Origin of the sequence: Ezakiella coagulans, assembly GCF_003096635.1 — a bacterium.
Taxonomy (GTDB): domain Bacteria; phylum Bacillota; class Clostridia; order Tissierellales; family Peptoniphilaceae; genus Ezakiella; species Ezakiella coagulans.
The window spans coordinates 1-12,869 of record NZ_QEKV01000017.1 but is presented as its reverse complement, the minus strand read 5'-3'; the positions used below and the strand labels follow the sequence as shown (position 1 = coordinate 12,869).

16 protein-coding genes and 3 pseudogenes are annotated in these 12,869 nt (G+C 30.3%); all 19 read left to right on the top strand.

Going from position 1 to position 12,869, the window contains the following annotated elements; all coding sequences use genetic code 11:
• Positions 1-1,287, top strand: a 1,287-nt coding sequence (locus tag C7381_RS08455) for a MobA/MobL family protein (protein WP_116480617.1), incomplete at its 5' end; no start/stop codon positions are given.
• Positions 1,288-1,289: 2 nt separating this feature from the next.
• Entirely contained in the window at positions 1,290-2,042 is a 753-nt protein-coding gene (locus tag C7381_RS08450) for a phage replisome organizer N-terminal domain-containing protein (protein ID WP_116480616.1), read from the top strand.
• A gap of 173 nt (positions 2,043-2,215) precedes the next feature.
• Positions 2,216-2,539 (top strand): hypothetical protein, encoded by a 324-nt coding sequence (locus C7381_RS08445; RefSeq protein ID WP_001222545.1) that lies wholly within the window; start codon positions 2,216-2,218, stop codon positions 2,537-2,539.
• 11 nt (positions 2,540-2,550) lie between these two features.
• Positions 2,551-3,555, top strand: coding sequence for a PDDEXK nuclease domain-containing protein (locus C7381_RS08440; RefSeq protein WP_165803647.1), 1,005 nt, complete (start codon positions 2,551-2,553; stop codon positions 3,553-3,555).
• A gap of 118 nt (positions 3,556-3,673) precedes the next feature.
• Positions 3,674-3,859, top strand: coding sequence for a transposon-encoded TnpW family protein (locus C7381_RS08435; protein WP_001005000.1), 186 nt, complete (start codon positions 3,674-3,676; stop codon positions 3,857-3,859).
• Between the two features lie 11 nt (positions 3,860-3,870).
• Positions 3,871-4,686 (top strand): annotated as a pseudogene (locus C7381_RS08430) (VirD4-like conjugal transfer protein, CD1115 family); the annotation flags it as partial.
• A 151-nt stretch (positions 4,687-4,837) separates the two neighbouring features.
• A complete protein-coding gene (locus C7381_RS08425) occupies positions 4,838-5,701 on the top strand; it encodes an Abi family protein (protein ID WP_019107265.1) in 864 nt (287 codons plus the stop codon).
• A 190-nt stretch (positions 5,702-5,891) separates the two neighbouring features.
• Entirely contained in the window at positions 5,892-6,215 is a 324-nt protein-coding gene (locus tag C7381_RS08420; protein WP_002842079.1) for a single-stranded DNA-binding protein, read from the top strand.
• Positions 6,216-6,368: pseudogene (locus C7381_RS08415) on the top strand (Maff2 family mobile element protein); the annotation flags it as partial. It lies immediately after the preceding gene.
• Positions 6,369-6,493: 125 nt separating this feature from the next.
• Positions 6,494-6,706, top strand: coding sequence for a helix-turn-helix domain-containing protein (locus C7381_RS08410; protein WP_037612780.1), 213 nt, complete (start codon positions 6,494-6,496; stop codon positions 6,704-6,706).
• 19 nt (positions 6,707-6,725) lie between these two features.
• Positions 6,726-7,424, top strand: coding sequence for a response regulator transcription factor (locus C7381_RS08405; protein WP_116480614.1), 699 nt, complete (start codon positions 6,726-6,728; stop codon positions 7,422-7,424).
• Positions 7,425-7,427: 3 nt separating this feature from the next.
• Complete coding sequence (locus tag C7381_RS08400) at positions 7,428-8,336, top strand: sensor histidine kinase (protein ID WP_116480613.1); 909 nt, start codon at positions 7,428-7,430, stop codon at positions 8,334-8,336.
• Between the two features lie 119 nt (positions 8,337-8,455).
• On the top strand, positions 8,456-9,223 hold the full coding sequence (locus tag C7381_RS08395) for an ABC transporter permease (RefSeq protein ID WP_116480612.1): 768 nt from the start codon (positions 8,456-8,458) through the stop codon (positions 9,221-9,223).
• Positions 9,224-9,344: 121 nt separating this feature from the next.
• On the top strand, positions 9,345-9,683 hold the full coding sequence (locus tag C7381_RS08390) for a DUF5301 domain-containing protein (protein ID WP_001892001.1): 339 nt from the start codon (positions 9,345-9,347) through the stop codon (positions 9,681-9,683).
• A gap of 51 nt (positions 9,684-9,734) precedes the next feature.
• On the top strand, positions 9,735-10,658 hold the full coding sequence (locus tag C7381_RS08385) for an ABC transporter ATP-binding protein (RefSeq protein ID WP_000800750.1): 924 nt from the start codon (positions 9,735-9,737) through the stop codon (positions 10,656-10,658).
• Positions 10,651-11,382 (top strand): ABC transporter permease, encoded by a 732-nt coding sequence (locus C7381_RS08380; protein ID WP_070640800.1) that lies wholly within the window; start codon positions 10,651-10,653, stop codon positions 11,380-11,382. The genes C7381_RS08385 and C7381_RS08380 overlap by 8 nt, the downstream gene beginning before the upstream one ends.
• Positions 11,383-12,114: an ABC transporter permease gene (locus C7381_RS08375; RefSeq protein WP_116480611.1), complete on the top strand. Its 732-nt coding sequence runs from the start codon at positions 11,383-11,385 to the stop codon at positions 12,112-12,114.
• Between the two features lie 125 nt (positions 12,115-12,239).
• Positions 12,240-12,656 (top strand): sigma-70 RNA polymerase sigma factor region 4 domain-containing protein, encoded by a 417-nt coding sequence (locus C7381_RS08370; protein ID WP_116480610.1) that lies wholly within the window; start codon positions 12,240-12,242, stop codon positions 12,654-12,656.
• An 85-nt stretch (positions 12,657-12,741) separates the two neighbouring features.
• A pseudogene (locus C7381_RS08905) lies at positions 12,742-12,869 on the top strand (DUF3847 domain-containing protein); the annotation flags it as partial.

Genomic DNA, 12,869 nt, shown 5'->3' with positions numbered 1-12,869 from the left:
CTTGCAATCCATGATAGAACAAGTGAAGATAACAACAATATACATGCTCATATTATGACTACCCTTAGACCAATCAATGAAAAAGGAGAGTGGCAGGCAAAAAGCAAAAAAGAATATGTAATTGATGAAAATGGAGAAAAGATAAAACTAAAAAGCGGGAACTACAAAACAAGAAAAGTAGAGCTGACAGACTGGAACAATAAAGGAAACGCAGAGAAATGGAGAGAGAATTTTGCAAGACTTTGTAATCAGTATTTAGAAAAAAATCATCAAGAAAAGAGAGTGGATCATCGTTCCTACAAAAGGCAAGGGATAGAAGAAATCCCAACCATTCACATGGGAGCAAGTGCCAGTGCCTTAGAGAAAAAAGGAATCGAAACCGACAAAGGAAACATCAACAGAGAAATAAAAAAACATAACTCTTTAGTAAAAGCTATCAAGAACAAGATAAAAGAAATCACTTCTTGGATAGACTCTTTACTTGGAAATCTGCAAGCAAAATACGATGGGTATAAACAGACCAAGAAAGATGAACTGGAGAACAAAGCAGAACTCTTTAACCTTTATGAATATATTTCTATCTACAACGAAATACAGGGAGAAAAAACAAAAAATCTATCCTACTATGGACAGATAAAAAAGGGAAATGCAGACCTAAAGAGATTTGTAAAAGCAATCTACTATCTAAAAGATAATCATCTTCAAACCATAGCAGACCTACAAGAAAAAGTTTTTGAACTGGCAAAGCAAAGTAAAAAGATAAGTGAAGATATTCAAAGCAAAACCCAAAGAATAAAGGAGTTAAATCGTTGCTTTATTTGTGCAGACATCATCAAAGAAAATAAGGCGGTATATCAGGAATATAAAGATAAAACTTTTCTTAAAGATAAATTTTACAATTCACATAAAGATGAAATTGAAAACTACAAAAAAGCAAGAAAGACTATAGAAAAATTTACTGGAACATCAGCTATAAAGTCGAGTGATTGGCAGAAAGAAATATCAAGCCTTGAAAATCAGATACAAGACTTAACTGAAGATAAAGCTAAAGTTCAAGACGAATTTAAGCAGATAGATCATATCAAATATGCAGTAAAGATTGTGGGTGACGAGTATGGAATAGATTTATCTATAGAGATAGACAAGGCAATTAAGAGGGGAGATAAACCAAGTGTAATTGCACAACTGAAAAAATTTCAAGAGCAAGAGGAAAGAAAGGGTCAGTACAAACAAAAAGCAAAAGAAAAGGCTAAAGAAAATTATAAAAATAAAGGGGAGGAAAGATAAAAATGGCAGACAACAGAAGATACTATTGGTTAAAATTGAAAGAAGATTTTTTTACAGATAAGAGAATCAAAAGGCTAAGAAAAATATCAGGAGGAGATACCTATACAATCATTTATCTTAAATTGCTTTTACTTAGCTTAAAAGATAGTGGGAAGCTGTATTATGATGGAGTAGAAACAGACTTTATCAAAGAGCTTGCCTTAACGATTGATGAAACGGAAGATGATGTAATGGTTATAGTAAATTATCTTGTAGCACAAGGATTGATGGAGATAATTACAGAAAATGACGAGTATTTTTTAACAGAAATTCCAAGTCTTATAGGTTCAGAAACAGCTTCTACAAGGCGTTCAAGAAAATCGAGAGGACAAAAAGCGTTGCAATGCAACACTGGTGCAACACCTTGCAACCTTTTGCAACAAAACTGCAACGGAGATATAGAGATAGATAAAGAGATAGATATAGAGTTAGAAAAAGAGGGGGAGATAGAAAAAATATCCCCCAACCTTTATGGAGAATATAAAAATGTTTCCTTAACCGATGAAGAATATGGGAAGTTAAAGGATAAAATGCAAGGTCATAGGGAAGAAATGATAGAGAAGCTGTCAACCCATATGCAAAGCACGGGAAGAAACTATAAAGATCATTATGCGACCTTAGTTCATTGGTATGAGCAAGATAAAGGTAAATTAAAAGAAAGCCATAAATCAAAAGTATATACCTTTGAAGATTATGACAAGGGGGAACACTTGTAGACCTCGTATAAGACGGTGGAAAGGTGTTTTTAGAGCGTTAATGATAAAATAGGTATCAGACTATAGCTAAGTGTAAAATAGGGCTTAAAATTGCAGTATGAAAAAAATATCGTATTTATGATAAAATGATAGTGATATGGTAATAAACTCAGTTATAAGGAGAGGATATATAAATGCGAATTCAATTTACTGTAACCGATGAAGAACTTGAAATTTTAACTAAAAAAGCAATAGAGGGAGGTTTCCCAAGCGTTACTGAATATTGTAAGTGTAGCAGTTTACAAGAAAATACAAGCTATGCTGACCTATATACTACCTTATTAAACAAAATTAGCTCTTTACCGAAGGGCAAAGAATTTGTTTTGAGAGAGTTAATCGCAACACCGCCGGCATTGATTGGCAGATGGTTTTATGAAAATGTAAATAAGAGACTTGTAAAAAATGTGGAACACATCGGAAAAGCTGAAGGCGGAGTAGAAAAATATAAAAGAATTTAGGAGGTATGGTTATGGAAAATAATTTTTATAATGAAATTAAGAATATACTCATAAGTGCAAGGAATAAAGTTTACAAGACAGCAAATTTTGCGATGGTTGAAGCATACTGGAATATTGGCAAGAGAATTATTGATGAACAAGGTGGCAAAGATACAGCAGAATATGGGCAAGGATTATTACAAGAACTATCTAAGCAGATGACAAAGGATTTTGGAAAGGGATTTACAGTTGCAAATCTTAAAAATATGAGGCAGTTTTACATTACTTTTCCAAATGGCTACGCACTGCGTAGCGAATTGAGTTGGACACATTATCGTAGTTTAATGCGTGTTGAAAATGAAAGAGCAAGGAGTTTTTATTTAGAAGAAGCTATAAAATCTAATTGGAGTACAAGACAGCTTGATAGACAGATAAATAGTTTTTTTTATGAAAGATTGCTGTCAAGCAAGAATAAAGAAGAAGTGTCAAAAGAAATAACACAATTAGAGAAAAATAAAGCACCGGAGGATATTATAAGAGATCCGTATGTGCTGGAGTTTTTAGGTCTGGAAGCCAATGCGGATTTTTATGAAAGTGATTTGGAACAAGCCTTAATAACTCATTTGCAGAAATTTCTTTTAGAATTGGGCAGAGGTTTTTCTTTTGTAGCAAGACAGAAAAGATTTACCTTTGATGGTAGACATTTCAGAATAGATTTAGTTTTTTATAACTATATTTTGAAATGCTTTGTTTTGATTGATTTAAAAATTGGTGATTTGACACATCAAGACTTAGGACAAATGCAAATGTATGTCCATTACTATGAAAGAGAAATGATGAATGAGGGAGATAATCCCCCAATAGGGATTGTACTTTGTGCAGACAAAAGCGATTCGATTGTTAAATATACTCTTCCTGAAGATGAAAAACAGATATTTGCATCAAAATATAAGCTGTATTTACCAAGTGAAGAAGAATTACTCAACGAATTAAATAGAGAGTATCTATCAATAGAAGATGACAAAAAACAAGATTAAATAATCAACAATAATATTTAAAATTTCAAGGTGGCAATTTGCGACCCTGAAAAAAGAAACGACTGGAAATGGCAATCTGGTCGTTTTTTTAATGCTTGAAAAGTAGGAGGAAAACAATATGAACGAAAACAGAAATGAACATAATACAGGAACAAAGACTATAAAGAAGATTGGAAAAGTAACTTATGAGGTTATTGTCCATTTTAATGAAAATGCGACTGAAACTATGCAAGATAAGTTGAAAAGGATAATGCTTAGAGAAATGGAGCGAGAAAAAGATAAAAAACCTCATAAAAATGATTAGAAAGTCCTTGACAAGTTGTTACAGGAAAAACTGCCAAATCAATCCTTATATCCTGTGGAGCAAGGCTTGCTCCATTTGATATTCAGGAACTTAGGGACTTAATGAAAGAAGATGAACTGGAGCTTGATACACTTGGAGAAAAGAAAACAGCTTTATTCGTAATAATATCGGATACAGATGATACATTTAACTTTGTAGTATCAATAATGTACTCACAATTATTTAATCTATTATGTGATAAAGCAGATGATGAATATGGCGGAAGACTTCCTGTTCATGTGAGATGCCTACTTGATGAATTCGCAAATATCGGCTTAATTCCTAAATTTGAAAAGCTGATAGCAACTATTAGAAGTAGAGAAATATCAGCTTGTATAATATTACAAGCACAATCACAACTAAAAAGTATCTATAAAGATAATGCAGATACCATAGTTGGCAATTGTGATTCGACGTTATTTTTAGGAGGCAAAGAAAGAACAACATTAAAAGAATTATCTGAAAGCCTAGGCAAAGAAACCATAGACCTATATAACACATCAGAAACAAGATCAAATCAAAAGAGTTTTGGTTTAAACTATCAAAAAACTGGAAAAGAATTAATGAGTCAAGATGAAATAACTGTAATGGATGGTGGGAAATGTATCTACCAATTAAGAGGAGTTAGACCATTTCTTTCAGATAAATTTGACATAACCAAACATAAGAATTATAAGTTCCTTGAAGATTATGATAAGAGAAATATATTTGACATAGAGAAATACCTGCAGAGAAAAGATGAGGTTAAGTTAAAAGAGAGTATGGTAGTTGAAATATTAGATGAATAAATTTAAAATTAGAAGTAAGATAGATATTTAGGAAAGATTAAAAGAAATTACTTGACAAAAAATATTTTATAGCATATAATAATGTCAACAGTACCCGACACGCCTCTTAACAATGCGGACCAAGTCGGGTCATTTGATTTTAGGAGAAAAAATGAAAAAAATTCATCAAGAACCGATTAGTATAGAAAATCAAGTAAAAAACTTAATAGACTTAGGACTTTTAGTAGAAGATAAAACTTATGCTAAGAAAATTCTTGGAAGAATATCCTATTACAGGCTGATTAAAGCTTATAGTATCACATTAAAAAAAGATGGAAGATATATATCAGGAATAAGTTTTGAAGATATTGTAAGTTTATATAAATTTGATAGAGAACTTAGACAGCTTATATTTGAAACAATAGAGCATATTGAAGTTTCTTTAAGAGCAGTTATCACAAACTATTTTTCTTTAAGATATGGGAACTTTTCATATAAAGATATGAATAATTTTGAGAAACAAAAGGAACAAGAAAGGGTACTAGAAGAATTAGCAAGGGAAGTTAAAAGAAATAGACGCTCACCATTTATAAAAAACTTTAAAGACAATTATGAAGGTGGAGAAATTCCACTCTATGCAGTGATAGAAGTAGCAAGTTTTGGAACTTTATCTAAAATGTATAAGAATATGAAAAATGAAGATAAAAGTAAAATTGCAAAAGTCTTTCATACAGACTACCATTACTTTGAATCTTGGATAGAAAATTTTGCCTATATAAGAAATATATGTGCCCATTATGGCAGGCTATATGGAGCAAAGCTTACAAAATCACCAAAGCTATATAAAGAATATTTAAAAAATAATATTTCAAACAATACAATATTTGCTACATTAGTTAATCTTAAAATAGTTTCTGAAGAAGAAAATTACAAAAATTTTTATCATGATCTAATAGCACTAATAGCAAGATATGAAAATATTGAATTAAGACATGTTGGCTTTATAGAAAACTGGAAAGAATTACTAAAACCATAAAATTAAATAGAGAAATTTACACCGAAAAAAACATTTCGGTGTTTTTTTATGCCCAAAGGAGGAAGAATGAAATATATACGAGATGAGCCGAAAAAATAAGATACAGAGAAAAATGAAATATTAATTAATTAGAAGTAGAAGCGATAGAGAAAACTATCGCTTTTTTTATGGAATAAAGGAGATAGAACAAATGGAAAGAGAAATGCTAAATATTAATGGAAATCTAGTAGGAGAAATAAAAACAACTGCAATAGATACAAAGGAAGGAGAAAAAGAAGTAGCTAACTTCACAATAGTTAGAAAGAACAAAGAAGAAGGAAAGGTTAAGAAAGAATATATCTACTGTAATCTCTACGGAGAAAAGGCAAAAAGTGTGAAGGAATTTAAAAGTGGAGAATACATCCATATTTTTGGATATTTTAAGGAAACAAAAAAAGAAGACAAGACATTTAAAAATTTTATCGTAAAGCACATAAATAAAATTAAAAAAGAAGAAAAAGAGGAGGAAATATAAATGGAATTTTTTACACAAGCAGTAAATGTATTAAAAATATTAGTTACAGCAATTGGTGCAGGGCTTGGAGCATGGGGTGTTATCAACCTGATGGAAGGTTATGGGAATGACAACCCTGGTGCTAAATCTCAAGGCATTAAGCAATTTATGGCGAAATAAAGACGGAATGACACAACAAAATCTCTAAAACAAAACAGATACTCAAATATAAATTGAATATAACCAATATTTATGGTATAATCCTTATAAATATAGTATTAAAAGAAAAGAGGATTAGTATGGCATTAAATTATAAACCGTTATGGATACAGTTAGCCAAAAAAGGCTTGAAGAAAACTGATGTAATAGCTATGGCAAATCTTACCACCAACGTTATGGCACAGATGGGAAAGAATAAGCCTATAACACTAAAAAACTTAGAAAAAATATGCAAGGCTTTAGATTGCACACCAAATGATGTATTTTCATTTGATGATGATTATATTGGATAAGTATATGGAGTTATGAGATATGAAAGAGATAATAATTATAGATGATGATATTGCATTATGTAATTTAATTAAAAAATGTTTAAGCACAGATGGATATTCTGTAGACATTGCTAATAATGGATTAGATGGATATAAAAAAATCCGAAGTTCAAACAATCTGTGCTTGATTTTATTAGATATTATGCTCCCTGACTTTGATGGATTTCAAGTTTTGGAGATGATAAGAGAAGAATACACTGTTCCAGTTTTAATGTTGACTGCAAAGTCTGATGATGATTCGAAAATTTATGGACTTAAACAAGGTGCGGATGATTATCTAACTAAGCCCTTTAATATCAATGAACTTAAAGCAAGAGTTGAAGCTATGGTTAGAAGATTCACAGACTTTAATCAGAAAAGCATAGACCAGTTTAAAGAAATCATAATAGAAGATATGAGAATAGATAAAGAGAATAGAACTGTAAAAATAAACGATAACAGTATCGAATTAACAAGTAAAGAATTTGACTTGTTATATTTTCTCGCATCTAACAAAGGGAGAATTTTTACAAAAAAACAAATATATACGAATGTTTGGGAAGAAGATTATCTTTTTGATGATAGTAATATCATGTCCTTTATAAGTAAACTCCGAAAAAAAATAGAACCTAACCCTGAAGAACCGACCTATATTTTGACAGTAAGAGGCGTGGGTTACCGTTTTAGTAAGGGGGAATGATGTATGGATATAAAAAATATCATAATCTTGATACTTTTATGTGTGATCCTATATTTAGTAAAAAAGATCACGCATATAAAAAAGGAAATAGATAGGATTAGGGAGGTACTTGTTGATATCAAACATGGTGATTACAATCGTAGAATTTTAATTAAGAAAAATGATACTACAGAAAAAATTTGCCACGATATAAATGAGATAACACTACAAAGTCAAAATAAACTAATAGAGCAAAAACAGTCGGAGCAGGCATATAAATCACTCATGACAAGTTTATCTCATGATGTAAAAACTCCTTTAGCATCTATGGTTGGGTATTTGGAAGCAGTTCAAGAAGGACTTGTTACAGGTGATGAAAAAGATGACTATATAAAAGTTTCTTTAAGTAAAGCACATTACTTAAAGGATTTTGTAGAAAAACTTTTTGATTGGGTAAAATTGGATTCAGGAGAATGGAAGTTTTCTTTTGCGGATAAGGATTTGAACGAATTAACAAGAAATGTCATAAGTGATTGGATTCCTGTTTTTGAAGAAAAACATATAAGCTATGAAATTGAAATTCCGGAACAGGAATGTAATATAAGGATAGATGAAAATGCTTATTTTAGAAGTTTAAACAATATTATAAACAATATTATTGTTCATAGTAATTGTGATAGAGTACATTTGAAATTAGAAGAATCGGATACAAAAGTTATTTTGACGATTTTAGATAATGGAGATGGTATAAGTGAAAAGGACTTACCATATATATTTGACAGAATGTATCAGGCAGATAGTTCAAGATTAACAAAAGGTTCAGGGCTTGGATTATCAATCTCCAAAGAATTATTGCGAGTAAATAATGCTAAAATAAGCGTAAGTAGTGCGCCAAATATAAAAACTGTTTTTACTGTAGAGTTTGCAATGTAAATAGCTGATTTAGGAAGCCTCTTAGGGGGCTTTTTTTATTGAAGCAAGATAAAAACAAGAGTGTCGCAAGATTATGGCAAGGTTAATCATTTACAATATTTATTGTAAGGAGGTGCGATATGTTCTTGATAAAAGCTGAAATAAAAAAATGGAAGAGAAGTAAAATTTTGATAGGTATTATTATACTAACTGTTATCTTGAATTTGTTTGCAATTGAAAGAGCATTTTCAATTTCAAGAGAAAGTCCTATCATGGATAGTTTTGGAGACTTATATTGTTTAGCGTTTAAGAATATAACTTTTGTGTTCTTGCCAATCGTAATTGGAATGATTTCTACAATGTTATTTTTTGACGAAAGGAAGAATGACACATTAAAGAATGTACTAATAACTTCGGTTAGTAGATTTGAAGTATTTTTTGCGAAATTTATTTTGATAGAATTACTGACTATATTTTTGATGGTATTAACATATATGTCATCAGTTTTGGGTGCAGTATTAAGTGCCGGATTCGTAGATTTTAATTTAATTACATTAAAAGAGGCAGCAATATTATATATGCTTGCAGCTTTATTAATTCCGATTGCAATGCTTCCGGTAATTTATATTGCTACTTTTTCTAAGAGTTATGTTTTACCTATTTCTATGTGCTTGCTTTATTTAGGAATTGGGATATTTGGAGCTTCGATATTAGTTCATATACATCCGCTTGCAAGTTTATTAGGGGTTTATCAAAATATATCATCGGCTGCCAAAGAAATGGTAGAAAATAGTATTGGTGGATATTCACTAAAGGCATCCTCGTTTAGTTGTTTAGTATCTATTTTATCAATCGGAATAGTATTTTTTATACTTTCAATAAAATCCATGAAAAGACAAAACTATTAGGCTAATTCATAAAAATTATTGTTTTTAGATAGAGGTGTGAGAAAATGAAAAAATATATGAAAATAACACTAATTATTATCTGCTTGTTAGCTTTAAAGGCATGCGTAAATAAAAAAAGATAATGTTGCCCGAAGTTGAAAATATAACAGAAGTTGAAATTATGGAGAGTACTTCCAAAACATCTAAGATAATTAATACTAAAGAAGAAATATCAAAATTGGTTAGTGATATAAAAGATAATTCAGAAAATACTAATAAAGAAAGTGCAAATGACCAACCTACGAATGTTGATAGCTATATCATAATAAAATTCTATCACAAAGATGAGGGAAAAAATCCAAGTGTAGCATATTTATATAAGGAGAAAGGCAACTGTTATATTGAACAGCCCTATACTGGTATTTGGAAATTAAAACAGGGAATTTTTAATAATATTAGTGACTTGATTAGCAAAAAATAATATGTAATAGAGTGCAGAAAATGATGTTACAAAATAAGGAGGAAAAGTGAAATGAAAAATTATATTATCGAAACAAAGAATTTGACAAAGGTTTATGGAGAACAAACGGTTGTCAATTCTGTAAATTTACACATTGAAAAAGGTTCTATATATGGGTTGTTAGGGAGAAATGGAGCAGGGAAAACAACCATTATGAAGATGATATTGGGTCTTACGGATATTTCAAATGGTGAAGTAAGTGTTTTCAATCAAAACATAAAAGGTAATGAGAAAAAGATTTATCCAAGAATTGGTGCAATTATTGAAACACCGGGATTTTATCCTAATCTTACAGGGACAGAAAATTTGGAAATATTTGCAATGTTAAGAGGAACGGCTTTTCCTAATGCGGTTAAAAATGCTTTAGAAGTAGTTGGTCTGCCATATAAAGATAAAAAACTCTTTGGGAATTATTCTTTAGGAATGAAACAAAGACTGGGAATAGCTAATGCAATTTTACATGATCCTGAAGTTTTAATTTTAGATGAACCGACAAATGGATTAGATCCAATAGGTATAGCAGAAGTTAGAGATTTTATAAAAGATTTAAGTGTAAAAAAAGGAAAAACAATTTTGATTTCCAGTCATATTCTATCTGAAATAACACTCCTTGCTGATACAGTGGGCATTATAGATAAAGGAGTTTTATTAGAAGAAAACAGTATGGAAGAATTAAATAAGAAAAATAGAAAGTACATTATTTTGGAAGTATCAGATGTATCAAAAGCTGCGACTATTTTGGAAAAAGAGTTTGGAATAACAAATTATTCTGTTGAAGATAATAATCATATAAGGATATATAGTCATGGATTAGATATGGCAAAAATTAACAAGTCGTTGGTTATGAATGAAATATCAGTGATTTCATCACAAATATGTAATGATTCTTTGGAAGATTACTTCAAAAAAATAACCGGAGGAGAGGGAATTGCTTAATTTAGTTAAAGTAGAGTTTCTTAAATTGAAAAGGAAAAAGATTGTTTGGATGATGTTTCTGGCAACACTCTTAATGCCATTGCTTGCCACTATATATTTTGGGAATATAGATCTTTCAGATAATGCAATGAAATATTTCAAATGGACAATCTTTAGTTATAATTTATGGCTGATTTTGCCAATTATATTAGGAATATTTTCCACAATGATTGTGTCTATGGAGTATGAAAATGACACTTTTAAAGCATTATGGATTGTTCCGATACAAAAGACGAAGCTTTTAATTAGCAAATTTATAATTGTGTTTTTATATACTTTAGTCTTTATGGGTTTATCAATTCTCTTTACACTTCTTTTTGGAAGAATTATTCATCATATAGAGATGAATCACTTTTTGTTGATTTTTCTCATTAGAAAGTGTTTTGAGATTAGTGGACTTTTATCAGTTTCCATGCTGCCTATTTTATCTATCGCATTTTTAACAAAAAAATACATTTTACCGATTTGCATTACGATTGTTTATGCCTTTTCGGGATTTGTAATTTTAATGGTTAATATGTATATACACCCATTATCAAGCTCTACAGCAATTGTTTTGAGGGATGTCCCGGGAATAATATTAAATCAGGATATAAATATATTTTATTCTCTTCTTTGTATAGGGATATGGGTCGTCGGATTTACAATAGTTACAAAATTATTATTGAAAAGGAGAGGATGGTAAATGAAGACACTTTTATTAGCTGAATATAAAAAACTTCACAGATCAAAATTGATATTTTTGCTTGTATTTGCACTCATAATGACTTTGGGAGTTGTTTTTCTTCAAGGACAATTTACATTTAGTGGGGAAAAGTATATAGACACATTTGGATGGTATATTTTACAGGTGCATTCTTTGACCACATATTTTGTCTTGCCAAGTTTGATAGCATTGTTTGGAGGATATATTATTTGTCGTGAGGAACAAGAAGATGTACTAAAATCATTAAGGCTAATACCGATAGACGAGAGTAATATGATTACTGCAAAAATGATAATTACTCTATTAGGTAGTATTTTTGTTTATTTAATACTATTTACGGCATCCTTAATTATAGAAGCGGTATTGCATTTACACGCAGTAAATATGAGTGAAGTAGTTCACTATTTTGTTGTATATGTATTAACTGGAATAAGCGTTTTTATGGTAATATCTCCAATTATTGCATTTGTTGGACTTGTAAAAAGAAGCTACTGGATAGCTCTGATTATCGCTGAGATATACTCTTTTGTGGGAATATTTTTTGCCTCAAAGGAAATTTTAAGAGCCATTTATCCAATATCATCTGTGTTTATTTTGTCAGGAGCGTATGAAACATCAGCGATAGAAATTATGATTAGTATAATTGTAAATACTTTTTGCTGTTTAATAGCGTATAAGATATTAAATAAAATAAGTATTAGTAAAAAGTAAATAAGAAAAACAGAAGAAATCAATCTGAATTATTTATAAGAGGACATTTTACGCCAAAGTGTAGAAGTCCTCCTTTTTTATTCTCAAAAAACCAAAACAGAGAAATAAAAAGGGAGGAACGCACAATGGACAAAAGAGAATACTATATTTATATCAGAGGGAAAGGCGTAGCCGTAAGTGAAGAAATCTACAAAGCTTATTGGAAGATAACAGAGCATGAAAAATATCTCCAAAGAAAAGATTGGAAGCATAATGTAATACCATTTTCAGCATTAGACCATGACGGACACTTTGTAGATAACATCATAGATGAAAAAATAGACTTAGAAAAAATCGTAGAAGTAAAAATGCAAATTGAAGAACTAAATAAAGCATTAGCTACACTGACAAAAGAAGAAAGAGAGTTAATGGAAGCCATCTTCTACAAAGAAGAAAGTTTAAGGTCAATTAGCAGAAGAGAGAAAGTTACACATCAAGCAATCAGTGGGAGGAGGGATAGAATTTTAGAAAAGTTGAGAAAATTTTTAGAAGATAAAATCTAAAAAATGATGAAAGGTTAAGTATCAAAGAAAGGTATTTAGCCTTTCTTTATGAGAACAGAAAAAGATTAGACGAAAGGAATGAAAAATGAAGAAAGAAAAAACATTACAGGAAGTACAAGAACAAATTTCTGAACTTCAGGAAGAAAGAGAAAAGTGCGATGTAAAGCTGAAACAATTACAAAATCAAGGCAAAAAATTAGAAAAACTGGCAAA

What these genes read in the sequence shown, in the direction of transcription:
- C7381_RS08450 (WP_116480616.1), top strand. Translation starts at nt 1,290, where the DNA reads ATGGCAGACAACAGAAGATACTATTGGTTAAAATTGAAAGAAGATTTT.
- C7381_RS08445 (WP_001222545.1), top strand. Translation starts at nt 2,216, where the DNA reads ATGCGAATTCAATTTACTGTAACCGATGAAGAACTTGAAATTTTAACT.
- C7381_RS08440 (WP_165803647.1), top strand. Translation starts at nt 2,551, where the DNA reads ATGGAAAATAATTTTTATAATGAAATTAAGAATATACTCATAAGTGCA.
- C7381_RS08435 (WP_001005000.1), top strand. Translation starts at nt 3,674, where the DNA reads ATGAACGAAAACAGAAATGAACATAATACAGGAACAAAGACTATAAAG.
- C7381_RS08425 (WP_019107265.1), top strand. Translation starts at nt 4,838, where the DNA reads ATGAAAAAAATTCATCAAGAACCGATTAGTATAGAAAATCAAGTAAAA.
- C7381_RS08420 (WP_002842079.1), top strand. Translation starts at nt 5,892, where the DNA reads ATGGAAAGAGAAATGCTAAATATTAATGGAAATCTAGTAGGAGAAATA.
- C7381_RS08410 (WP_037612780.1), top strand. Translation starts at nt 6,494, where the DNA reads ATGGCATTAAATTATAAACCGTTATGGATACAGTTAGCCAAAAAAGGC.
- C7381_RS08405 (WP_116480614.1), top strand. Translation starts at nt 6,726, where the DNA reads ATGAAAGAGATAATAATTATAGATGATGATATTGCATTATGTAATTTA.
- C7381_RS08400 (WP_116480613.1), top strand. Translation starts at nt 7,428, where the DNA reads ATGGATATAAAAAATATCATAATCTTGATACTTTTATGTGTGATCCTA.
- C7381_RS08395 (WP_116480612.1), top strand. Translation starts at nt 8,456, where the DNA reads ATGTTCTTGATAAAAGCTGAAATAAAAAAATGGAAGAGAAGTAAAATT.
- C7381_RS08390 (WP_001892001.1), top strand. Translation starts at nt 9,345, where the DNA reads ATGTTGCCCGAAGTTGAAAATATAACAGAAGTTGAAATTATGGAGAGT.
- C7381_RS08385 (WP_000800750.1), top strand. Translation starts at nt 9,735, where the DNA reads ATGAAAAATTATATTATCGAAACAAAGAATTTGACAAAGGTTTATGGA.
- C7381_RS08375 (WP_116480611.1), top strand. Translation starts at nt 11,383, where the DNA reads ATGAAGACACTTTTATTAGCTGAATATAAAAAACTTCACAGATCAAAA.
- C7381_RS08370 (WP_116480610.1), top strand. Translation starts at nt 12,240, where the DNA reads ATGGACAAAAGAGAATACTATATTTATATCAGAGGGAAAGGCGTAGCC.